The 23,879-nt window shown below is 36.2% G+C and carries 23 protein-coding genes and 1 tRNA gene; 9 read left to right on the plus strand and 15 right to left on the minus strand.

What is annotated here, in order from left to right:
- Positions 1-64 precede the first annotated feature (64 nt).
- The 3 genes from K332_RS0117775 to K332_RS22850 form a co-directional block, all read right to left on the minus strand.
- On the minus strand, positions 65-3,754 hold the full coding sequence (locus K332_RS0117775) for a 5'-nucleotidase C-terminal domain-containing protein (protein ID WP_026908684.1): 3,690 nt from the start codon (positions 3,752-3,754) through the stop codon (positions 65-67).
- A gap of 279 nt (positions 3,755-4,033) precedes the next feature.
- Complete coding sequence (gene nagZ, locus K332_RS0117780) at positions 4,034-5,728, minus strand: beta-N-acetylhexosaminidase (protein ID WP_026908685.1); 1,695 nt, start codon at positions 5,726-5,728, stop codon at positions 4,034-4,036.
- 43 nt (positions 5,729-5,771) lie between these two features.
- The gene (locus tag K332_RS22850) at positions 5,772-6,290 is read right to left on the minus strand and encodes an NUDIX hydrolase (RefSeq protein ID WP_036689252.1); all 519 of its coding nucleotides are present in this window, start codon (positions 6,288-6,290) and stop codon (positions 5,772-5,774) included.
- A 175-nt stretch (positions 6,291-6,465) separates the two neighbouring features.
- On the opposite strand from K332_RS22850, the gene K332_RS0117790 reads away from it, so the two are divergent.
- Positions 6,466-6,538 (plus strand) — tRNA-Ala (locus K332_RS0117790).
- Between the two features lie 128 nt (positions 6,539-6,666).
- Here K332_RS0117790 and K332_RS0117795 read toward each other — a convergent pair.
- Positions 6,667-6,921 (minus strand): hypothetical protein, encoded by a 255-nt coding sequence (locus K332_RS0117795; protein ID WP_026908686.1) that lies wholly within the window; start codon positions 6,919-6,921, stop codon positions 6,667-6,669.
- Positions 6,922-7,057: 136 nt separating this feature from the next.
- On the opposite strand from K332_RS0117795, the gene K332_RS22855 reads away from it, so the two are divergent.
- The 4 genes from K332_RS22855 (at position 7,058) to K332_RS0117815 (ending at position 10,422) form a co-directional block, all read left to right on the plus strand.
- Positions 7,058-7,990 (plus strand): sensor histidine kinase, encoded by a 933-nt coding sequence (locus tag K332_RS22855; protein ID WP_051359520.1) that lies wholly within the window; start codon positions 7,058-7,060, stop codon positions 7,988-7,990.
- A complete protein-coding gene (locus K332_RS0117805; protein ID WP_036689255.1) occupies positions 7,968-8,660 on the plus strand; it encodes a response regulator transcription factor in 693 nt (230 codons plus the stop codon). The genes K332_RS22855 and K332_RS0117805 overlap by 23 nt, the downstream gene beginning before the upstream one ends.
- Before the next feature lie 81 nt (positions 8,661-8,741).
- Positions 8,742-9,668 (plus strand): ABC transporter ATP-binding protein, encoded by a 927-nt coding sequence (locus tag K332_RS0117810; RefSeq protein ID WP_026908688.1) that lies wholly within the window; start codon positions 8,742-8,744, stop codon positions 9,666-9,668.
- Positions 9,661-10,422 (plus strand): ABC transporter permease, encoded by a 762-nt coding sequence (locus K332_RS0117815; protein ID WP_026908689.1) that lies wholly within the window; start codon positions 9,661-9,663, stop codon positions 10,420-10,422. The genes K332_RS0117810 and K332_RS0117815 overlap by 8 nt, the downstream gene beginning before the upstream one ends.
- Before the next feature lie 32 nt (positions 10,423-10,454).
- Here K332_RS0117815 and K332_RS0117820 read toward each other — a convergent pair whose 3' ends face one another.
- Together K332_RS0117820 and K332_RS0117825 are read right to left on the minus strand one after the other, a co-directional pair.
- Positions 10,455-10,682: a hypothetical protein gene (locus tag K332_RS0117820; protein WP_026908690.1), complete on the minus strand. Its 228-nt coding sequence runs from the start codon at positions 10,680-10,682 to the stop codon at positions 10,455-10,457.
- A gap of 140 nt (positions 10,683-10,822) precedes the next feature.
- Complete coding sequence (locus K332_RS0117825) at positions 10,823-11,152, minus strand: DUF4870 domain-containing protein (RefSeq protein ID WP_026908691.1); 330 nt, start codon at positions 11,150-11,152, stop codon at positions 10,823-10,825.
- A gap of 173 nt (positions 11,153-11,325) precedes the next feature.
- Here K332_RS0117825 and K332_RS0117830 point away from each other — a divergent pair, with 173 nt between their 5' ends.
- Positions 11,326-13,347, plus strand: coding sequence for a prolyl oligopeptidase family serine peptidase (locus K332_RS0117830; protein ID WP_026908692.1), 2,022 nt, complete (start codon positions 11,326-11,328; stop codon positions 13,345-13,347).
- Between the two features lie 196 nt (positions 13,348-13,543).
- Here the strand turns inward: K332_RS0117830 and K332_RS0117835 are convergent, their stop codons facing one another.
- The 6 genes from K332_RS0117835 to K332_RS0117860 all read right to left on the minus strand — a co-directional run bounded on the left by K332_RS0117835 (position 13,544) and on the right by K332_RS0117860 (position 18,914).
- Positions 13,544-14,257 (minus strand): ABC transporter permease, encoded by a 714-nt coding sequence (locus K332_RS0117835; RefSeq protein WP_026908693.1) that lies wholly within the window; start codon positions 14,255-14,257, stop codon positions 13,544-13,546.
- Positions 14,254-15,105 carry an ABC transporter ATP-binding protein gene (locus K332_RS0117840; RefSeq protein ID WP_026908694.1) on the minus strand — a complete coding sequence of 284 codons (852 nt, stop codon included), beginning with the start codon at positions 15,103-15,105 and terminating at the stop codon, positions 14,254-14,256. Before K332_RS0117840 ends, K332_RS0117835 begins: the two co-directional genes overlap by 4 nt.
- A 109-nt stretch (positions 15,106-15,214) precedes the next feature.
- Positions 15,215-16,261 (minus strand): LytTR family transcriptional regulator DNA-binding domain-containing protein, encoded by a 1,047-nt coding sequence (locus K332_RS0117845; RefSeq protein WP_026908695.1) that lies wholly within the window; start codon positions 16,259-16,261, stop codon positions 15,215-15,217.
- Positions 16,262-16,472: 211 nt separating this feature from the next.
- Positions 16,473-17,090 carry a TetR/AcrR family transcriptional regulator gene (locus K332_RS0117850; protein ID WP_245604753.1) on the minus strand — a complete coding sequence of 206 codons (618 nt, stop codon included), beginning with the start codon at positions 17,088-17,090 and terminating at the stop codon, positions 16,473-16,475.
- Positions 17,091-17,167: 77 nt separating this feature from the next.
- On the minus strand, positions 17,168-18,193 hold the full coding sequence (locus tag K332_RS0117855) for an ABC transporter permease (protein ID WP_026908697.1): 1,026 nt from the start codon (positions 18,191-18,193) through the stop codon (positions 17,168-17,170).
- Complete coding sequence (locus K332_RS0117860) at positions 18,183-18,914, minus strand: ABC transporter ATP-binding protein (protein ID WP_026908698.1); 732 nt, start codon at positions 18,912-18,914, stop codon at positions 18,183-18,185. The genes K332_RS0117855 and K332_RS0117860 overlap by 11 nt, the downstream gene beginning before the upstream one ends.
- A 261-nt stretch (positions 18,915-19,175) precedes the next feature.
- On the opposite strand from K332_RS0117860, the gene K332_RS0117865 reads away from it, so the two are divergent.
- Together K332_RS0117865 and K332_RS0117870 are read left to right on the plus strand one after the other, a co-directional pair.
- Positions 19,176-19,583: a hypothetical protein gene (locus K332_RS0117865; protein WP_084288127.1), complete on the plus strand. Its 408-nt coding sequence runs from the start codon at positions 19,176-19,178 to the stop codon at positions 19,581-19,583.
- 86 nt (positions 19,584-19,669) lie between these two features.
- Positions 19,670-19,867, plus strand: a complete 198-nt coding sequence (locus K332_RS0117870; protein ID WP_026908700.1) for a hypothetical protein — start codon at positions 19,670-19,672, stop codon at positions 19,865-19,867.
- Between the two features lie 298 nt (positions 19,868-20,165).
- On the opposite strand, the gene K332_RS0117875 is transcribed toward K332_RS0117870, so the two are convergent.
- Complete coding sequence (locus tag K332_RS0117875) at positions 20,166-20,984, minus strand: squalene/phytoene synthase family protein (protein ID WP_026908701.1); 819 nt, start codon at positions 20,982-20,984, stop codon at positions 20,166-20,168.
- A gap of 195 nt (positions 20,985-21,179) precedes the next feature.
- Positions 21,180-22,238, minus strand: coding sequence for a hypothetical protein (locus K332_RS0117880; RefSeq protein ID WP_026908702.1), 1,059 nt, complete (start codon positions 22,236-22,238; stop codon positions 21,180-21,182).
- A gap of 192 nt (positions 22,239-22,430) precedes the next feature.
- Between K332_RS0117880 and K332_RS0117885 the strand changes: the two genes are divergently transcribed.
- Positions 22,431-23,582, plus strand: a complete 1,152-nt coding sequence (locus K332_RS0117885) for an AI-2E family transporter (protein ID WP_026908703.1) — start codon at positions 22,431-22,433, stop codon at positions 23,580-23,582.
- Positions 23,583-23,715: 133 nt separating this feature from the next.
- Here the strand turns inward: K332_RS0117885 and K332_RS24055 are convergent, their stop codons facing one another.
- A complete protein-coding gene (locus K332_RS24055) occupies positions 23,716-23,862 on the minus strand; it encodes a hypothetical protein (RefSeq protein ID WP_156914228.1) in 147 nt (48 codons plus the stop codon).
- Between the last annotated feature and the right edge of the window lie 17 nt (positions 23,863-23,879).

Below are 23,879 nucleotides of genomic sequence, written 5' to 3' on the forward strand. Positions count from 1 at the left end.
AAAAGAATTTTATTAACTAATCAATAAGACAGGGTATCTCTAAACTAGAGATACCCTGCATAGCTTAATCCTCTAAACTTACTTGTAAAATTCTATCTCTCACTTCAACCATAACAAATGTTTTGGATGTTGTTCCGTTTGTTACCTTTAGTGTGATATTTTTTTCTTTCAATATTTCCACTTGCTTTTTATTCAACAAGAGTTTTCTAGGTTTACTTCTATTGTAAATATCGATTAATACGTGTGACCCGTACTCAAGTGCTTCTAAGTCTTCTGTATGAACCGTTGCTGTTCCGTTATTCTTCTTAACGTGAACTTCCACATACTCTGGTTCTTCAGGCTCTTCCCCTGGAACTTCGTCTGTTGTTGCAATTCTTCCTTCAGGTCCATAAACAATCGGGTTATCCTCGGAGCTATTTAGGCTCTTAACGTATTCCACCATTGCATCCACATCAACAGGACCCATTTCAGGATTTTGGCCAAGGTCCTTAATTGGTCCATCCGAAGTGCCCATGTAGTTGTTTACGGTTAGTGTGTAAACAGCATCCCTATCAATTGGTGTTCCATCTGGAAGTGTGATATCTACAACCTGTTGCAATTCTGGATTGAATGTATAATGGAATCCAGCAATACTATAATCGGAACCATATTCAGATAGCTGCTCATTTAAAATTGGGTAAAGATCCGCACCGGTAATGTCAACTGTCATTAATGTATTACCAAATGGCAAGATATTGTATAGTTCACCCCAAGTGACTGGACCCGCTAGTAAGATGTCACGAATTCCACCACCGTTTTGCATCGCAAAATCACTACCCATTGTCCATTTCATACCATCAGCAATAAGATTTCCAAGACCATGGTCGCTATCATTCGAGTAACTACCAGTTAAGTCTTGTGCATTAAAGCCAACTTCTTCATTAATGATTGGCGCAATCGCCTCAGCATAGTATGATAAGGTTTCACCTACTACTGCGTCTGGCGTATAGTCACTCTGTTTAACAAAAACAACTTCCGCTGATTTCCCAACAATATCACCAGTTGTACGATCAATTTGTATATCTACATCAGCAAATGCTTTACCATATTCATTTGCTTGAACAATTAGCTTATTATCTACTACCGCATTATTCACCACGTGGTTATGTGCTGCAAAAATAATATCTACTTCATCATCGATTGTATTAGCTAAATCAGCTGCTGCCCCCGTCGCACTTTCCCCAGACTGATATGCAGGCATATGTGCTAAGACAACGATTGACTTTACACCTTGAGCTTTCAAATCTGCTACTGCGTCATTCACAGCTTCCGCTTCGTCTGTAAATGCCACTCCTTCAAGTGAAGCAGGCATTACCATATTGACCGTTTCCACCGTATTTACGCCAATGAAACCGATCTCCACGCCTTCAACTTCTGCAATATAATAAGGGTCTAGGAATGTTTCACCTGTATCTTCATCCACACAGTTTGCGCACAGTACTGGGAAGTTCATACCATCATAACCTTCCGTTCCCTTGCCTTCTGGATGATCCCCGCCATTTACCATACGCAGTAGTTCATCAAGACCTTCGTCAAACTCATGGTTCCCTACTGTTCCTACATCAAAGCCGATTTCTTCCATAATTTCTACAGTTGGCTCATCTTGGAGAAGCCCAGATACTGGAGAACTTCCGCCAATCATGTCACCTGCATGTACGATTATAGTGTTAGGATTTTCTGCTTCACGTTCTTTCATTGCTGTAGCAGTATAATCCATACGACCATACATTTCATTTACACCGTCACCATCAGGATCAATCATATATTCCTGATCAATTTTTCCATGTAAATCATTCATGCTTAAAATTTGCACATCTAATATAGTAGGATTTTCAGTTCCAAATGGCATAAATCCATAAGATTCCGCTTCCTCAGGACTAGTGAAGAAGATACGTTTATCAACTGGAACGGTCTCCCAATCCTGTGGTACAACATATTCCATTGTGTCAGAGTTTCCAACATATCGTAATAATCCTTTTTTATCATCAAAAGCACGGAACACAAACGGAAGCTCGAGTAGTGGATTTTCTGGATTCCAGATTCCTAATCCAGCAGCCTTTGCTTCTCTTACCGCATCTTGGTAAACCGGATATGCCTCTTCATCAATTGGTGCAAGGAAATAAGTTGAAGCATAGCCTTGTGCCACCATTTCTAGATTGATATTTAAGTTATCATCTTTACGAATAACTTCAGCTAAAATACGACCATAATCATCTGTTGGCTCTTCACCAATTTTTAATAAGATTTCATCCCCAGGCTGAATTAATTCATTAATATAAGTTTTTGCTAATTCACCATAATACTTTTGATTCTGATTAATTTCCGCACGTGCTGGGTCATTATTATGTGCATTATAGGTCTCTGCCGTATCCATATTTAAGAAACGTACTCTTGTTTCACCAAATACCGGCGTTTCAATTCGGATGGTATCCCCATCTGTAATACTGGCAACAGTAGTTTCATAGTATCCTGCTGGAGACGGAGATTCTGGTTGTTCAGCAGCCAGACGGATATCCGCTTGCTCTGTTGGAATTAGTTGATAATCATTATATTGACTAACAATAGCCGTAATGTCGTACCACTTATCTGATTCCACTTGTGAAATATCTAAAGCATTTTCCATCACACGTAATGTTGTTCCATTGAACTCTGCATCAACTAGAGAGACATTATATCCCCCACCAGCAGGGCTTCCAGGAATATTATTAATAAATGCATTAACTTGGACTAATTGCCCTTCAAGAGACTCTGCAATAGTAGAATTGTTCAAGTCTTCTAAAGTTATTATTTGTGCTTCAGGCAAAGGTTGATTTTGCGCTATTACTTCTAGGGATGTTGGAATAATTTCCTTCAAACCATTATAAGAATCTAGTTCCCCAACAACTTGCACCTTATCCCCTTTAGATAGGCTTGGTAAATCTCCCTTTTCATAAGCAAACAGATTAATACCAGCTGAATCATCCTGAATATACGTTGTAAACTGACCAACATTACTTATAGCATCGCTGTTAACAGTTACAACTCCTTCCACTGTCACGACAGTACCATCTGCCAAATTACGAATATCACCAATTGGCGATACCTCTCCCGGTTCTCCTGGATCTCCAGGGTCACCTGGCTCACCTGGATTTACACCATCCATTTCATGAAATCCTAAGTATGTAAAGTTATCTTTGCCTTGATTAACCCATTGTGATTCATTGTAAACGTCACTTGAAGCGATAACAGAGGAATCTCTTACTAAGGTCTTATCTGCACCAAAGTTTGGTCTCTCTCCAATTGTTCCAAGTACATCTAGTAAACTACCATTGTTCGTTAACGCTACCGCATCATCACCATTAAAGTTTATAACAGCATTATTTGTTACATCAGCAACGTTCAGTATTGCTTCACTAGCACTTGCATGTGCCAATACGAAAACATCACCATACTCTAGTACACCTGATAATGTGACCGTTTGGCTTGGTGAAGAAGCACCATTACTATACAGCTCTAATGTATAGTTTGATAGATTAACCGCTTCTCCCGTACCGTTATAAATCTCAAGAGCCTTATTAAATGAACTACCTTCTACATATTCCGAGATAAATAAATCCTCGGCAAGTGTTTCTTCCTCACCAGTTACTGATTCGGCAAATACGTACGGTGTATTCGCAAAAACTAGTGCAAAAATAAGAAATAGGTTGAATAACTTCTTAATCGATGCTTTTTTCATTTTTACCCTCCACTTTTTCATAGAATCGTAGACCAAAATTGCATCTTACATATCATTCATATCATAATAAACTCTCTTATTCTATGTAGTTTTTGTAAAGTTGGAAGTATTCACAACTATTTCCCTATGATTTTTCAAAAAACAGGAGTAATGGCCTAAGTCTTCATTTCCAGACTAAAGACTCAGGATAAGCCATATTTTATAAAGATTTAATTTATTTATTTAAAACTCCAATAAAAATTGGTGTTAAATAGAATAGGACTGCTCGAATGAACAGTCCTATTGGAATAACTCTTTAATTTGCTCATTAAGGAGTTGAATATCATGGTACTCAACCGGATCATCGTTTACATGATACTTTTCCTTTAATGCTATAATTCTCTCAACACTTTCATTTATTCGTTCCTCACTAATTTCACCAGCTTGTACTGCCGCCTTGATCGCTTCAATGGATTGCACAATATCCTCATAATGCTTACTAATTAAAATGATGTCATTACCTGCCTTTACCGATTGGACAGCAGCTTCCCCAGCTTCATAATGATTCTTTATTGCATCCATCATCATGTCGTCTGTCACGATAACACCATCATAGCCCAGCTCATCCCTGAGTAAACCTGTAATGATTGGCCTTGACATAGAAGATGGATATTCTGTATCTAATTGTTCGAATAATATATGGGCAACCATGACAACATCCGCGCCGTCATTTATGGCATTGATAAATGGAATTAATTCCAAATCATAGAGTTCAGCTAAACTTTTATCAATACGTGGCAACTCCAGATGGGAATCCACCGCTGTATCCCCGTGCCCAGGAAAATGCTTGATAACAGGGATAATATTCTCATCTTCCATTCCTTTCATCGTCTGGATCCCGAGCTTACTAACAAGCTCTGCCTCATCACCAAATGCACGGTCACCAATGACAGGGTTCTTTGGGTTACTATTTACGTCCAGGACAGGGGAATAGTTCATATTCATACCGAAAGCCTGAAGTTCCTTCGCCAAAATCTTTCCAATTCGATATGAGAGCTGCGGATCATTTTTTAATCCAATATCCCTGTTTGTTGGCAGTTCTTCAAGTCCAGGAAGTCTCCGAACACGTCCCCCCTCTTGGTCAACAGATAGGAATAACGGAATTTTATTGGCAGCATTGATTTGTTTTATACCATTAACAAAATTTCTTGATTGACTATAGCTTGTTAAATTATCGCTAAAGAAAATAATTCCGCCAACTTTATAGTCCTCAATTAAATTAGTTGTTTCTGGTGTTGGTGTTGTTCCTTCAATTCCTGCGATGATCATTTGACCTATTTTTTCATCTAGAGTTAATGAATCAACTAAACTAGGCTCCTCTTTCTCTGGATTAGTTGGTTCCGTGTAAACGGAAATATGATGTACTGTGGGATTTGCTACCTTTTCTGTAGGTCTAGGTAGAATCCACTTTAATTGATACGTCTCATTCAGTTGATAAACCAATATAATTTGGTCTATTTGGTTATCTTTATAATAGCGTTGTTCATCCGCTTCTCCTGCAAGTTGGATAATATCTTCAAAGTGTATATCCTTTAGTTCTTCTCCATACGATCGAACATCAAAAATAATATTATTACTGTATCCTAAACTAACTGACCCATCTTGATAATCGATATAAACCCCGTCACCCGCAGTAATAGAGTTTTCGGGTTCTCCCCACTTAGTTTTTACTTCATCAAGTGTAGTCTTACCAGCAACCACTGTCGCTTCTGGCAATTTCCCATCCTTTGCACGTTGAACAATTCTTTTTATTAACAGCGCAGCAGGGTCCGGTTTTATCTTACCAATTTTATCAACCGGAAATCGTTCCAGTTGATGGGCTTCTTTTGCAAAAAAGCCAGTTTCTGATACGAAGTAATTCTTTCCAAACCAAATAGCTCCTATTACTACAAGAAGGATACATACGAAACTAGTAAACTTGAACAACTTTTTCATTGTAATCACTCCTTCTCCAGATTAATGTTATATCACTGATGTTTTACTTGTTCTTGTTGAAGAATTGATTTAGTTGATTAAGGACAAAACTTTCACGCTTGAGAAAGCTGTTTTGTTCTAGCTGGTTAATCATTATTTGATTTTGCCTAATTGCTTCCTCGGGTAGAATCCAAACTGGCGTGAACTGTTCTTCATTCTCATAATCATCGAGTTCTGGAGAGACTTTATACTCATCAACCAGTTCACAAAGATAATAAACAGATATCATTTGGAACAGAGCATTATTATCATATTCATCTATCTTTCTCTCTATTACAGTTCCCATTTTACGTATCAACTGACAATTTACATAGCCAGTTTCTTCTCTAATTTCCCGAATTAGTCCATCTTCAAGGCTTTCCTCTTTCTCTACTCCACCGCCAGGAAACTTATAGTAATCTCTATTAGACTGAACTAGCAAAAGCTTGTCTTTTCTATAAATAACGCCCCTTACAGCAATTCTTTCTTTTATAAGAGCATAATTATTATTGTTCGGTTCTTCTATTACTTTATAAAAATTCAAGATAGCACCTCGTAAATTGTCTAAAGGATTTGAAAATCCCCCTACTAAAACCTTATACTTTTCCACATCAAATTAGACGTATTCTTTTTCTTATATGTTTCATATTCAATTATACTAGTAATCTTATTTGATTGAAAAATCACTTTTAAGTGAGTATAATATTGGTATATGATACGGGGCATTAGCTCAGCTGGGAGAGCGCTTGCATGGCATGCAAGAGGTCAGCGGTTCGATCCCGCTATGCTCCATTGAAACAGAAAGGACTCAGGACCCCGATTCTTATTAGGGGCTGAGTCCTTTTTATTTTTGTAACAGTAAAAAAGGAAAAGAGCAACGGCTGACCTTATTCTAAGATAAATACAATTGTAGAATAAACTTATATATTCCTAATTCTACCTTTTATCCAACCAATTAAAGCAACCAATAAACTCACTATCCCCCAAGTTTGAAGGAATGAACCATATTCCCCATTCCAGATATATGAGAGAAGTAATGAAACAAAACCCATGATGATAAACAAAAGAATATTATTATCCTTTTTCCTAACAACAATACAAATTAGATGTGAAATTAGAAAAACTCCTACAATCAGTCCTAACCTAATTAATACCCCTAAAATAAATTCTCCCAAATTACTTCTCTCCTTGAGTAGGATAAATAAACATATTATTAACAGAATATTAATTATATAATCTTAATTAAAATAATTCATTATATAATTTCCCAATTTAACCAGATATAATAGTGTTTAGAAGGGAAGTGTACATATGCTTATCGCCCTATTACTGTTATCCATCGCATTAATTATCCAAAGTCTATACCTCATGTATTACAAAAGCCAGATTAAGGATATCGGGAAGCAACTATCTTTTATCTCTGAGCATAATTCTTTCAAATTTATTCAAACACAAATCAAACCGAAAGAAATTCATCAATTAATAAATTTATGTAATACGATGCTTCGTAATCAGAGAGAACTAAATCAAGAATTCTTAAAGAAAAATGAAGAAATTAATGCAGCTATTGTTAACCTATCCCATGACATACGAACCCCACTGACTTCACTTGATGGTTATCTTCAACTGGCCGAACGTTCCAAAGACTATAAAGAAAAAACCCAATACATAATGATGGCCCAGACTAGAATAAGACAGATTATTACACTTGTCGATGAGCTTTTTCTATATACTAAATTGCAAAACCCAGAATATGTTTTAGAACTTGAATCGATTGAAATTGTTAATATGCTGAAAGGACGTCTTTTTTCTTTTATTGATGAATTTTCACAAATTGGATATGAACCGGATATCAATCTTCCAGAATCCCCAATTTTTATCAACGGAAATGAAAGTGCACTGGAAAGAGTCAGCGAAAACATTATTAAAAACTACCTTTTACATGGAGAAGGTGCATTATCTATTCATTATGAAGATAAAAAGAGCGAGGTAGTTTTTCACTTTACCAATTTGCTAAAGCAGAGCCAATTGATCAACTTTGATAAAATATTCACCCGCTTTTATAAGGAGGACTCATCCCGTACCAATCACTCTTCTGGATTAGGTCTTTCTATCGTAAATTCTCTAATGGAAAAAATGAACGGATCTGTTCATGCTGAATGGAAGGATAACCAGTTTTGTATCCGTGTTACTTTTGTAAAAACTGAAAGGAAGGATGAATATGAACGTACTGGGTCGGCCTAGTATTCTGATTATCGAGGACGATGAACATATTAATAACATTATCGTTGATGTGCTTCAAAAAGAAAATTTCGCATGTACGCAAGCATTTTCTGGTAGTGAAGGAAAAATGAATGTTACCCATCATGTATATGAGCTTATTATACTGGACCTTATGCTTCCAGGTTTATCAGGGGAAGACTTCATGTACGAATTAAGAACAAAATTACAGTGCGATACTCCAGTAATTGTATTGTCTGCTAAGGAAAAGCTCGATAATAAATTAAACTTATTTAACTTAGGGGCTAACGATTACGTTACAAAACCATTCGAAGTTAAAGAATTGGTTGCCAGAGTTAATGTTCATTTAAAAAGGCATTCCAAAACAGAACCTCCCGTAGAATACCGACATAAAGACTTACTATTAGATACAACCACAATGAATGTTAGTGTCCATCAAGCTCCCTTAAATCTAACACGACAAGAATACAAAATTATTGAGGTATTAGTGAAAAATCCTAATCGTGTGTTTACAAAGCAGGATTTATATGAATTGGCATGGGAAGACATGTACATAGGCGAAGACAAGACCATCACAGTGCATATTAGCAATATCCGCAATAAAATAAAGGTTCACACAGATGAATCCTATATTGACACCGTTTGGGGTATTGGCTTCAGGTTGAGCACTTAATTATTCTTTGAACTTTCTTAACCCTTTCTTGACACTATATTAGCTTCTTTTATTTAACCTAATAGGTAGGAGGTGGCAACTATGTCTGATGCCATTATTGAAGTTAATCAGTTAACGAAAAAGTTCAAATCAAAAGAAGCTTTGCGTAAGGTGGACCTTAAAATAAACAAAGGGGAAATTTTCGGATTGATTGGTCAAAACGGAGCGGGAAAGTCTACCCTTCTGAAGTTGATTGGAGGTCTAATGTTTCCGTCATCTGGGGAAATCCATCTATTTGACCATGCAATGAATGCGAATCATCCTTATTTCGAACGAATGGGCTTGCTTATTGAGAATGCAGGATTATTTCCCCAGTACTCCGCATATAAAAACCTGGATTTTGTAGCTATTTCCTATGGAATGAAGGACCGAAAAAAGCATATTAACGAACTACTGAAGCTTGTTGGACTGGAGAGTTCTAACAGGACAAAGGTCAATAATTTTTCCATGGGGATGAAACAAAGACTCGGGATTGCGGTTGCCTTATTAGGGAGCCCAGATGTTTTAATTTTGGATGAACCAATTAATGGTTTAGATCCACAGGGAATTTCTGAGGTTAGAAAATTGATTTTGGATTTGAATAAAAGTGGAATGACCATTATTATTTCAAGCCATATCCTGGAGGAGTTATCAAAAGTAGCAACTAAATATGCCATTCTTCATCACGGAGAGATTGTCGAGATTAGTTCTAAAGAAGAACTGATGCTTAAATGTGAGGAGCGTATTGAAGTTGAAGTAGACAATGCGGGTTTAGCAGTTCCCATCTTGGAAAATGACCTTCATATCATGAATTATAAAGTTATGGATGACCAAATGATATTTGTATATGATTCCCGTAAAGAAAGTCATCAAATAAATACGGTTTTAGTCGAAAGGGGCATTTCCGTTCATTCGATTACGAAGCATAAACAAAGCCTGGAACAATATTTTTTAAACCGCACGGGAAGTGAAGGTGATATCAATGATTAACCTATTCAAGATGGACCTTCATCGCTTTCTAACAAACAAAATGATGTATATCCTACTAATGATTTATTCTGCCTTTCAAATATTCGGCATATTTATGGGGAAAAAATATGAGCAGCCAGTTGAAGGCGAAACATTGATGAGTGCGATGAATGAAAGCCAGTTTATCCAAACGATACTTTCCCAAACGCCCTCATGGGTAATGATGTATATTACGGTATTCAGTGTTTATTTCTATATGAGTGAATATAACTCCGGCTTCTATAAAAATTATATATCCATGAATAACGCACGCATACATTCCGTCCTTTCAAAAATCCTGACTTTAGGTCTGTTCACATTGTTCATGTTAATCGTTATGATTATTTCTGATCTAATAGGAAGGGCAATTTTCTTTCATAACACAACAATTGGTGATTTAGGTTTTTTTGTGAAACTAATAATCGGTCAGTTTTTACTCCATTGGGCTTTTTCCATTGTAATACTTTGTCTCACCATGATGATTAAAAGTATGATTGCTAGCATAGTGATTGGGATAGTACTGGTGTTAAATGTTTTTGGTATGGTTGCTGGTGCACTTGAATCCCTTATTGGTAATAGTAATTTCTCCTCATACCTGTTGGTAAATACGATTATAAGGATAAAAGATTTTAATGATATGAATGAAACTATTCACGTAGCCAGTGTGGCGATTATCTTCATGGTGTTATTTTCACTTTTAGCGATTAGGTATAAATTGAAAGAGGATTTAAGATAGAACAGGAAATTACTGATTTAACATTTAATATATTAACTGTTTCTCTCCCTATCAACTTTTAGGATGTTGAATATTAATCTAGTACCAAAACTCAATGTCAATATCCCAAAAATGAAGTAATAGATAGTTTTGTTGATGTCTGGAGTTTCTAAGGAAATAACATATATCAATGCAGAAACTGCAACGATTAGTAGACAAAGGTTTGCAATTATTGATACCATAGTAAATTTTCTTGATTTCTTATCTTTTGTAGTGGCCAATTTACTACCTCCTATTAATCGAATACTCTACAAATTATAATTCAAAAACCGAGATTACCTCAAGAGGTAAGGCAGTAGTAAAACTAGTTCTATCAAAAGAAACACGTCCAAGCTCCCTTTGCTTGAACGTGTTTCAATCTTTAATTCTTAATAAACCGAATAACCAATGGAATTCTAAACGCTTCTCCTTGGTATGCCTTAACAGCAGCAATTATCGTTAGAACTAGAGCCGCAACCCCAACAACGAAAATTAATATAAATCCAATTAACACGATCATCAAAATACTACTTACAATACTATAAATCGTGAATGAAATAATAAAGTTAAAATACTCTTTCCCATGAAAATCTACAAATTCAGAATGCTCTCTTCTTAACAGCCATATTAATAATGGACCTAGTACTGGAAATGGAAGACTTAATACATATAATAGCATTGCAAACAAACGATCATCTTCTGTCGTAGCCATCTTATCCCCTCCTTTAAATTTACACCTATTGTATCTTTATTATGTTAATACGTCTAGATGATAGCAAAAGTTTCATATGTTTTATCCTATACCTACAATTTCACATTAATAAAAAGGAAATAACACATTTTTATCGAATACTATATATATGACTTTTTCAAGGGGGATACATATTGATTACAGTAAAAAAAGATACTATCGTTGAAGATTATCACGGTACAAAAGTAAGTGACTCTTACCGTTGGTTAGAAGATCCAAGTTCCAGTGAATCTAAGGAGTGGAGTAACTGGATGGGTGAAAAATGCGAGACATATTTTTCGGGTATTGAAACGAAGGTAGAAGACAAAAAAAGATTGGAAGAGCTTTGGAACTTCCCGAAGTACTTTGTACCGAAAAAAGTTAAGGGTAATCTTTATTACCAGAAAAATGACGGCCTACAAAATCAAGCTATTCTTTTCCACAAAGATAAAGAAAATGAGACAGTTGTACTAGATCCGAACACGTTAAGTGAAGACGGAACTGTTGCCATGACGAATTTCTCCTTTAGTAAGGACGGAAAGTATCTTGCCTATGCTACTTCAACACATGGAAGTGACTGGCAGGAGGTACACGTCCGAGACCTTACAACTGGGGAGGATTTGGAAGACCATATCCAGCATGTTAAATTTACAAGTATAACCTGGTCACCAGATAGTTCAGGATTTTTCTACAGTAGATTCCCAGAGCCTGGTAGTGTAGCACCAGAAGACGAGAGTAATTTTAATAAAGTATTTTTCCATAAACTTGGCGATTCACAAGCAGTCGATGAACTAGTTCATGAACAACCGGAGGATAAAGAATTAATGTTTTCTACTTTCCTAAGTGATGATGAAAAATATCTCGTATTATACGTTTCACTGGGAACAGCCACAGAAAACCGACTATACTTCAGACCAATTAACTCGAACGATTCATTCACTCGACTATTGGATGAGGCGGATGCTGAGTATTTATATGTGACAAACAAAGATAATATTTTCTATTTAAAAACGGATTTAAACACGCCAAACGGGAAAATCATTGCAATTGATATTAATAATGCTGATCCATCTAACTGGAAAGAAGTTATTCCAGAGCAAGAGGATGTCATTGATTTTGTCATCGCATTGAATGAAAAGTTGATTATTGGATTGTTACATGATGCCCATCACCAATTGAAAGTATTTGAATTAGATGGAACATATTCTCATGATATTGAACTACCTATTCTTGGCTCTTTAACGGATATTACCCGCAGTAAAGATGATAATGAAATCTACTTTGGTGTAACATCCTTCTTAAGTCCAACTGTTGTTTATAACTACAAGATGGAAACAAAAGAATTAAAGGTATTCGCTGAATCTGACATCCCTTTTGATACAACTGCATATGAAACGAATCAAATTTTCTACACATCAAAAGACGGTACAAAGGTTCCTATGTTTCTAACCCATCGGAAAGGTATGGAACTAAATGGCGAAAACCCTGTCATTTTATACGGGTATGGTGGCTTTAATATTAACATGACGCCTGCTTTTAACCCTGCATTACTACGCTGGATTGAAAAGGGTGGGATCTATGCCGTAGCAAATCTTCGTGGTGGAACGGAATACGGAGAAGAATGGCATCGTGCTGGCATGCTCGAAAACAAGCAAAATGTCTTTGATGATTTTATCGCTGCTGGTGAATGGTTAATAGAAAATGACTATACTCGTAAAGAAAAACTATCTATTATGGGTGGTTCCAATGGCGGACTATTAGTTGCTGCCTGTATGGTCCAAAGGCCGGACCTATATGGTGCGGTAATCTGCCGTGTTCCCGTAATTGATATGCTACGTTATCATAAATTTACAATAGGTCGTTACTGGATTCCAGAATACGGTAGTGCAGATAATCCAGAACAATTCCCATACCTTTATGCATATTCACCATTGCATAATGTAAAGGAAGACGTACTATACCCACCTGTACTAATTGCAACTGCAGAAAGTGATGACCGTGTGGTTCCAGCTCACGCCAAGAAGTTTGCTGCAACCTTAATTGAAAAAGCAGATCCGGATTCAACTGTTGTTTTAAGATTAGAAGCAAAAGCTGGTCATGGATTAGGTAAACCAACATCCAAGTTAATTGATGAGTGGGTGGACTTTTACGCGTTTTTGGAGAAGGAATTAAGATAGAAATAAACAGGGAGATTTCTAGTGAATATTTCACTGGGAATCTCCTAAAAACAACCTTGTATACAACTTTATGAATACTAGTATTATTGAAAAACTTATGGAGGTGTTAATCTTGAAGAAACAAAAGTAAAGTTGGGAAAGTATTTTGACACGAACACCTTCCCAACAGAAACATTCACTGTATTATCGCTTTTCTCTACTCATCCAGCTCACGCTTCTTATAAACGACACCAGATAAAATTACCGCAACAATCGCCCAAGCTAATATAACCGCTAAATAACTCCATAATTCACCAAACCCCGCACCAAGTTCTACTTGATATGCGAACTCTAACAATTGGATATTCGGTAAATACTCCACAAACGAAAGTACTGGATAACGGTCAATTAAGCCCATTAACATAGAACCAAAACCAAATATAAAGATAACTGGCATAACAATGAAGGATGCCTCAATGATTGTTCTAGATAATAAACCAAGAATCATGCCAATCCCCATGTAAAACACCATAGAAATAAATAGCGCTACAGCAACTAATGCAATATTTGCTGGCTGATAACCTGTAATAAATGCACATACCAAAAGAGTGATTACGGTTAAGAATAAAGTTACTAAGCTTTTTCCAATAAGAATCTCAGGAATAGATGCTGGTGAAAGCATTAAGCCTCTAAGTGTATGCTTTTCCTTCTCTTCTGCTATTACCGCACATTGAATAAACGCTGTAACCGAAGCTAACGCAAGGTTGATAATCATATAATGTAGATCGATTGAAGGCTCCTCAGTAGTGTAGCTATAAAGAAGGGCCATCAAGATAGGTAGTACAATAATAGAACTAACAAAATAGTTTTTCCATAAATCCTTTGTGTCCTTTTGAAATATCGCGTTAATTCGCTTCCATGATAATGTCATACTAATAACTCCTTTCCAGTAACTTGCACAAAAATATCTCCTAATGTTGGTTCATTGGAATGAACAGAAACCACTTCATCCTTAGACATGAATTGATAAAGTTCATCCGCACCCTTTGCACCCGCAGGGATACTGACCACATTTCCACTTTTTAATTCTACCCGTAAAGTACCATCTGCGAACTGTCGGCGTAATGCTTTTGGTTCATCAAGTAATTGAATCTTACCTTTATGCAAGAATGCTACCCGGTCACACAGTGTTTCCGCTTCCCCCATATCATGTGTTGTTAAGAAAATCGTTGTTCCTTTTTCAGTTAATCGACGTAGGCCTTCATGAATTTGCTGCGAGTTAGTCGGATCTAATGCTGATGTTGGTTCATCTAAGAATAACAACTCCGGCTCATGAAGTAATGTTCTTGCCAATAATACGCGTTGTGTCATACCTTTTGATAATTTGGAGATTCCCTTTTTCTTCTCATTCGTAAGGTTCACTAGTTCCAAAACCTCGTCAATTCTTTTATGTGGTACATCATATAAGTCACAAAAAAACTTTAGATTTTCAATAATAGAAAGACGCTGATATAGACCACTATTATCAGATAGAACCCCAATTCTTTTTCGGTAAGATCCATTATTTAAGGAAGTATTTTTCACCCCAAATACTTCGGCATCTCCAGATGTTTGTAATAATTGGCCTGTTAAAATTTTTATTGTAGTTGTTTTTCCGGATCCACTTGGCCCCAGAAATCCAAATGTTTCTCCTTTTTTCACATTAAAATTTACATCTTCTAAGGCTGTTTGGTTTCCAAAAACCTTAGCTAAATTTTTCACTTCAATAATATTTTCCATTTTACTCCTCCGTGATGATTATTTTTTCGCTTAACCATAGATTAAGAGAATACAAGGGTTTTGGCAGCATATTTCCCATGAAAAGAGTAATTTTTAGGTTGAATGGAGCTTATTTTAGGCCCAACATCTCCTTTAATTGCGCCATTTTTGTCTTGGAAAGTGGAATAGTCGATTTGGGTTTATCGTCCAAAACCAAACTATAACTATTTCTGGTCCACGTAATAACCTCACGAACTTTTTGTAGATTAACAATATACGAACGGTGGCAACGGAAAAATCCAAATGGCATTAATCGTTCTTCTAGTTCGTTCATGGTAAATGTACTTGGAAATGCTTCTCCTTTTATGAAAACATTCGATTGACCATCATTACTTTCGATATAGTCTATCTCTGGCGGATCAAATAATACAATTTTTTCATTAACTTTAGTTGGAATTTTATTAAACTTGAACGCTAGAGGGGTATCTTCTTCTTCATTTATTTGTTCCACTTCCCCAATTTCCGAAGCTACTACATCATCCCGAGTTTCAACCCGATGAATCCCATCGTCTTTTAGTCGGTATACTATATCAGACATTGTAATAGCACTTTCCATATTTCCAGTTAGAATAAGAACAGATTTACTTTTACCTTTTAGTTGCTCCAACACATTTAAGAAAACCCGCTTAGTCTCTAAATCTACATTTAGTTCAGGCTCCTCAAATATAAGCAAGACAGGATCCTCAATTAATATCTTTGCGAAATACACTCTTCTTTTTTCTGAAAAGGTTAATTTATGAACGGCTTTATGCTTTAGATTACTTAACTGGGTAATGGATAAAACATCGTCTAATGATTGGTCCGAATTAAATATTTGGTGAAAGAATCTTAGATTATCTAATACGGATAATCTTTCATAAACAACTTGTTCAAAAAAACTAATACCAGCTTTATAGGCTGTTAATTTCTTGTTTTTCTCGAGCTTCTTCCCTAGTACTTTTATTTCGCCTTTTCCAGTCGGAATCTTTCCTAGGAAAATCTTGAGCAAAGAATCTCGGATATTAAGGTTAGAATGAATAGCAACTACTTCCCCCGCATTTACAATCAAATCAAAAGAAGGAAATAATAATACGTCTTTGTCTTGTCTCTCTAAATTATGTACGGATAAAATTTCCACCAGAATCACAATCCCCTATACTTATCTTGTTATCTAACATTTTATGTTAACCTGAAAATAAGAAAAATACTAGCCTACCAATGTAAAAAAGTTACATTAGTAGAAAAAATCACATTCGCTCGTCCTTTTTCGAATATGTTAATTTTTCTTTACATGCGGAAAGTTTATAAACTTTCCTAACTACCAAAGGAAAAAGGTAGGGGACAGTCCCCTACCTTTTTCTTATTCCATTAGTTAGTACTTCAATTATCCGGTCTATCTCTACTTCCTCATCCCATTCATTATCCGGAAAAATCACATATCTCGTTATAATATAAGAAAAAACCGATGAACCTACCACGCGTATAATGGTATCTGGATGCATGTCTATAATCTGACCCTTGCCCTGAAAATGTCTCACAGTTTCTCTAAGACGCTCAAAAACTTCTTTTCCAATATGCTCAACTACTTGTTTCTTTAATTCTTCATGAAACGGCAATTCTTGAATAACGATCCGGAGCAAGGATGTATGTTTCTGTACGAATTTAATCCGATTCGCAATCATCGCTCGAATAAAGTCTTCAAACGTATTGAACTCTTTATCCAATACTTTATTAATATCTTTTTTCACTGCTGGGCTAATGACTCTGATCATGGTAGGTGAAACAATGGTTAATAGTAAATCCTTTTTTGATTTATAATGACGGAATATCGTTCCCTCAGCTACTCCGGCTTTTTTTGCTATCTCACTAGTTGAAGTTGCTGCATATCCTTTTTCAGCAAATAATTCCGTTGCTGCAGCTAATATTCCTTTTTGTTTTTCGGTTAGGTTTTGATCTTCAGTAAACAAGTTAATCTCCTCTTATCTCCGGTAAGCTATACCATTATCATACGTAAACCTGTTTACGTATGCAATTAGAAGAAGAATTATATTTTTCGATATTTCCTAAGTGCAAGGATGTTTAGAATCATAAATAGAATGGAAAAACCAAGTAACACGAAAATTTCCATATAAATTTCATTCCATCCATACCCTCTAACCATCACATCTCGAAGTGCTTCAGCTGCATAATAAAGGGGTGTAACTGGACCTATCCAGCTTAACCAATCAGAAATTGTTTCCAAATTAAACAATCCTGAAAAGAATACTTGAGGGACGACAATAATAGGAATAAATTGAATCATTTGTAGTTCGTTATTTGCAAAAGATGAAATTAAAATTCCAAGTGTCAAAGCAGTAAATGAAAGGGCTAGTATAATTACTAGTAAATAAAAAAACGAACCCTCCATCATCATATCAAGAACATAAATAGTATAAGCAGCAATAATTGTAGACTGGATCATGGTGACAATTCCAAAACCAAGTACATAACCAGTCACAATCTCCCATTTACGGAGAGGTGTTGAAAGTAAACGTTCCAATGTTCCAGTTGTTCGTTCTCGAATAAAAGAGACACCGGCAATAATAAATACAAAGAAAAACACAAAGAATCCTAATAACACCGGACCAAAAAAGTCAAACTGCCCCATATCCGTTGAACCATGTAAATAGGTAATATCGAGCTTCTGCTGATGGGATTCCTGTAGATTAGCAAAAGTAGACTGTATCCATCTTAGCGTTTCCCCATTAACAGTCGGATCACTTCCTTCTAAATAAATGGATGGATTTCCATCTGCAATCGTAATATATCCATCAATTTTCTGCGTAGCCAAATCTACCTCTGCATCACGAGCATTATCATATGTTGTAACTTCGGCATCGGAGAAATCCATGTTAGCCGATAAGCTATCAGGAATATCAACAAGCCCAACCTTGGGAATATAACTTTCTCCATTAAAAACGAGATGAAGCATGGTCAAAACAATTATAGGTGCAAAGATTAACATTCCCAGTGTTCGTTTGTCTCGAACAATTTGACGTAGAATACGTTTTGTTAATGCTTTAATCCTCATTTACTTCACCCCCGTATACTAGAAATGCCTCTTCAATGGAGCTGGAATTGGTACTTTGTTTCAATTCATCTGGAGTACCAACAGCAATTAATGAACCATCACGCATGAGACCAAGGCGATCACACTTCTCAGCTTCATCCATTACATGGGTAGTCACGATAATAGTCGTACCTTTTTTATTTAATTGATAAAAGGCATTCCAAATCCTCTTACGTAAAACTGGATCAATCCCTACAGTGGGTTCATCTAATATTAATAATTCTGGTTCATGAAGAAGAGCAATTGCCAATGACAACCTCCGCTTCATCCCACCGGAGTAATCGGAGACTAATTTATTTAGATGGTTTGTTAAATCAACAAGTTCCATAACTACTTGAATTCTCTCTTTCTGTTTTTTCCCCTTTAATCCATACAAGCTAGAGAAGAATTGAAGATTCTCATTTGCGGATAAATCCTTATAAAGCGCATCTGATTGTGCCATATAACCAATACGATTAATTGTTTTAAGCTCCGGCATCTTTTGACCCAATACGGTATTTTCACCCGAAGTTGCTATATCCAGTCCAGAAAGCTCTTTTACCAAGGTTGTCTTTCCAGCACCCGAAGGACCAAGCAAGCCAAAAATTTCACCTTCCATAATGTCTAGATTGATATTCTTTAAGACAACATGCTTTCCAAACTGCTTCGTCACATCCTTTACCCTTACACAAATGTTATCCATTTTAAAACCACCTTCCTAAAGTGAGTGATTACTCACATCTAATATAGTACGAAATGTTGTTGTTGTAAAGTGAGTAATCACTCATAATTGAAAATTACAAAGTATTTAGCCCATTCTTGCCTATTAGACTCCCAACCTAGTTAATTTCCCCATATATTAAATGGAATACATTTCAAGGAGGAATACGAATTGAATCAATTTGGACCACCATATGATGATGATGAAAGACAATTTAACTTACCTGGGTTTTTATTAGGGCAAATGTTTGGTAATCAATTCCCTGGAGGTGGGGGGTTCCCAGGTGGAGGTCAAACAGGAGGATTTTTCCCTGGAGGAGGTCCTGGATTTCCGGGACAATCACCTGGTTTTCCTGGTCAATCCCCTGGATTCCCTGGACAGCCTGGAGGTGGACAACAGGGCGCACCAAATACACCACCACCATCTTTTACACCACAGCAACCACAATTCCAAACTTTTGCCGTTGACCCTGGCGCAATTAGAGGCTGCCTATTCCGTTTCACCTATATATGGTTAGATAACGGTAGTGCATTCTGGTTCTATCCTACTTTTGTTGGAAGAAACTCGGTTGCTGGATTTAGATGGCGTAATTTCCGCTGGGTTTACTTCGGCATTGACTTAGACCGAGTTCGCTCTTTTCAATGTTTTTAGAAAAACCCAATTTTTCAAGTGTTACGTAATAGTTAAAAACACTGGTCCCTCCTTTTGCATAAGCTATAGCAAAAGGAGGGATTTACATGTGGGATAAACTAGTAGGCTTATATCTTGCGGCTATTTTAGCTGGATTTGCCTTAACACAAGTACCGACCTCAGCGCTTATCACATCACAAATTAAAACCATCCTTGTACTTGTTGGTGGAATTGTTATTATTATTTTTGCTATTGCAATCATTCACCTTGCCTTTAGAGCACTTTTTCATAAACATTCGAAATAAAGTTACTATCCATTTTACTATTGTCTAGGAAAGGGGCCATAGCGGCCTCTTTTTTTACTTTAAATAAACTCGGGGTTTTGTTATTGAATGAGACTTCATTAGGAGTGAATGAAGGTTGGAGATCTCTATACTTCATTTTGCGTTGGGATTGGTGTTGAAATGAAAAATGGGAGGGCTCTATACTTCATTTTGCGTTGGGATTAGCCTTGAAATGAAGAATGAGAGTGCCCCACTCATTACTTTGAAATAAAAATCATCCCAAAAGAAAAAAACACGACAAAAGCCGCCGTGTTTATCATTAACTATTTATAATATCATTTACAGTTGATTCCACATCTTCTCGAGACATCTTTTCCTTACCGCTTTTCAAGGCATTTAGAGTTCGATGTGCCAAAGCAAGTGGGATTTTGCAAAACAACGTAATATTCTTTGTCTTGATTGATTTCATATATTCATCAGCTTTAGCTAAGTTTTCTTCGGCGTAATTGAACATGTCCTCTCGACTCCAATTATCCGGGAAAAATTTAACTCCACGTTCTGCATCCTCATCCTGATTCCGCAAAACATTAACAGCCTGAAGGCCTCGTCCATATCCAATAGCTAATTCTGGAACGGTATCTGTATTATCATACCAACGCCAAATATCGGAAAGCATCACACCAACCAAACCAGCTACATAATACGTATAATCATCTAAATCCTCTTTCGTACGGATTTGCCAGTCCTTTTCCACCCAATCAGCCATACCGTTGGCCATCACACTCGTAGATTCTAAAACTTTGGAGGTTATTCCATCTGGGCAAAAGGCAATCCAATCCCCAAGACGCTTTGTTACTTCCGGTAACTTAGTTCCATACGGTTTAATCAGTTGTTCATAGGCTTCCACATTAAAATTATTCTTTAATAGTTCACTAGTTGAACGCAATAACGTTTGCTTAGTTTCCGACTCCAGCTCTTCATGATCCTCTATTTCATCAATCGCACGCATACATAAGTAGGCAGCACCAACTGTTTTACGTAAGGTTGGTTTTAAAAGCTTTATCGGTATATAAAAGGTTCTGCTCGTTTCTTTTAACATTTTCATTGCTTCTTTTTCTAATCTCACTACATCATTCAAGCTGGTATATCCTCCTTAAAAAAAACACACACTGAGATTAATATGTTTTGTGTGAAAGGGATTCCTTGAAAGCTACACTCTCATAGAATCCCCTTATCTATCATGTATATCATCTACTGTTATTTTACTCTAAACATAGATAAAGTATAACAAACTTTTAAGGATATTGCTTAAATGAAGTCATAAAGACTATTTTCAATCTACTGTTATGGTAATCTTTTGATTAATTGCTTTTCCTTCCCCTTGTTCTACTACAAGGTCACCAAGCAACTTTTCTCCCGTGTCTCCATATGCTTCCGTAACCTGTTTACCATTATTAGCGTCCGATGGGTCCATTTCTAGTTTTATTTCATAATTTTGTAAGTCTTTAATTCTGTCATCTTTTTCCGGATCTTTAATATAAATAGTCATAGAGCCATCAGGGTTCGCATAGGTAGTTCCATTAAATCCAGTTGTAAGGTAGTTCGGAATTGTAGTTATAGCACGAACAAATGACTCTTCAACGAGATTACTTTCAATATGAACTACAACATAGTCCTCGAATTTTTCAATCGTAGGTTTAATCCAAACATCAGCATTCCCTAAATCATCTGGAATATTCCACTCCGGTTCTTCGATTGCAAAGGATTGTTCTCCTGCATCAAAGAGAATTGTTTTACTGAAAGCTGCTTTACTTAATACTTGATCTTTATAGGAGTAATAGTAAATTCTAGCAAAGCTGCCAGTTATCCCATCAGAATAATGATTCATAATTTCATCAGTCTGGTTCCCTGTTTCAAAGGAAAGGTTGATATGTAATAAGCCGCCCTTAAATTCGTCTGGAATACCAGCTTCCAATTCAAAATCTCCGTTATCGTCAACTACCCCAGATCCATTTCCACCAATAATTACACCCTCTTCAGAATCTGCTTTTACATATAGCCTAGATTCAGGCAGTAAATTGGTCTTTCCTTTAACAGTGATTTTATGGTCTACAATCTGAAAGTCTCCCTCAAACCAAACATTTAAGTCACCCTGATCTTCCGGTGCTGTAGAATCGTTTACTTCAAACGAAACTTCTTCAGATTCCTCTTCTTCCTCAACCACTTCATCCTCAGGTTCATCCTTCTCCTCCGCTTTATCTTCTGATTTCTCTTCCGTATTTTCACTTTCCTTTTCTTTTGTAGCCTTTTCATCGGAATCACTGCATGCAGCTAAGAAAAACAGCAAAGCAGTCATTACAATGATTAACAAACCTTTTAATTTCATTTTCATTACACGTCCCTTATTTTATAATTACTACTTAATGATAGACATAGGTCAATCTAATCAGCAACAGGACTTTTTGCTTAATTTACCCTTTTCGCACCAGACCTTTTTACTAGGGTTATGAAGGAATCATCAATCAGAGATGGAATATTTCGTAATATTCCTCTATAATTAAAATAAAAAAGGAGTCCCAACTTCATGAATTCTGATAACCGCTTTATTAAATTCCTCGGGGGAAAAAATATTGTCTTTGTCCTATCGGTATTGATACTAATCGGATTAATGATATTTATTTATGATAGAGTATCTTATATCTTTAACCCGTTATTTGTTATCTTATCAACGATTACACCACCAATAATTCTAGCATTTATCGCATTTTATCTTTTAAACCCGATTGTTGATCTACTAGAAAAGGTAAAAATCAAGCGTATCTGGGGAATTGTGATCCTTATCTTAGGTATTACTGGATTACTTACTGGATTAATTCTATTAATCGCACCAGCGATTGAAAAACAAATATCCGACTTAATTTCTACATTTCCGGCATATATTCAACAGTTATGGATTGGCGTAAATGAATGGATTCAGGATTCATTTTTGGCTCCATACTACGATCGAGCGTACGAATGGGTCGTTTCTAATTTCAGCAATATCCCTGGTATTATTGGCGGATACATAGTTGATGCATTTGCAGGCGTACGAAATTTTGCAAGCACTGTTACTAACTTTGTTGTGGCACTTGTTACTTTTCCAATTATCCTTTTCTTCTTATTAAAGGATGGGGATCGTTTTAAAGCATATTTCTTAAAATTACTGCCACCAAAATACCGCGATGATGTAAATCAAATTTTAAATAACATGGATGCTCAGGTTGGTTCTTATATTCAGGGGCAAATTATTGTTGCATCCTGTATTGGTATCCTTTTATATATTGGTTACATAATTATAGGATTAGACTATGCAATTACATTAGCAATTCTTGCAGGTATTCTAAGTGTTGTTCCATATCTCGGTCCAACGCTATCCATTATCCCTGCAGTAATTATTGCGATTGTACATTCACCATTCATGCTTTTAAAGCTTGCAATCGTATGGGTAATTGTTCAATTCTTAGAAGGTAACTTAATTTCCCCAAATATTATGGGAAGAACAATGAAGATACATCCGCTAACCATTATTATTGTATTATTAGTAGCTGGAAATCTATTTGGACTACTTGGTGTCATTCTCGGAATACCGGGCTATGCCATCCTTAAGGTACTTGTTACTTACGTTTACAATAAATTCAAAGAACGTTATAACAAATTCTACGGTGAGGAATACGGTGAGTATTCAAAAGAAGAATAAAAAAAGGTTGGCTATAGAGGGAACATTCCTTCTAATAGCCAACCTTTTATTGGTGTATATAATTATAATGGGGTTCGCTGTTCGTTTTTAACCTTATACTCACTAGTTAATTAGTGGCGCACTTAACCGCAACTTACTCTTTACGTAAAATTAAAATGGATAACATTCCTAATCCAAAACCTACAGCGCCACCAGCCTCCACATTATGAAGCAACATTCCTATTCCAAACCCTATCGTTAAAAATCCAAAAAAGGCTAGACCACTTCGTACATAGTTCATCGTAGAACCCCCACATT

This window comes from Paucisalibacillus globulus DSM 18846, assembly GCF_000482485.1.
GTDB classification, from domain to species: domain Bacteria; phylum Bacillota; class Bacilli; order Bacillales; family Amphibacillaceae; genus Ornithinibacillus; species Ornithinibacillus globulus.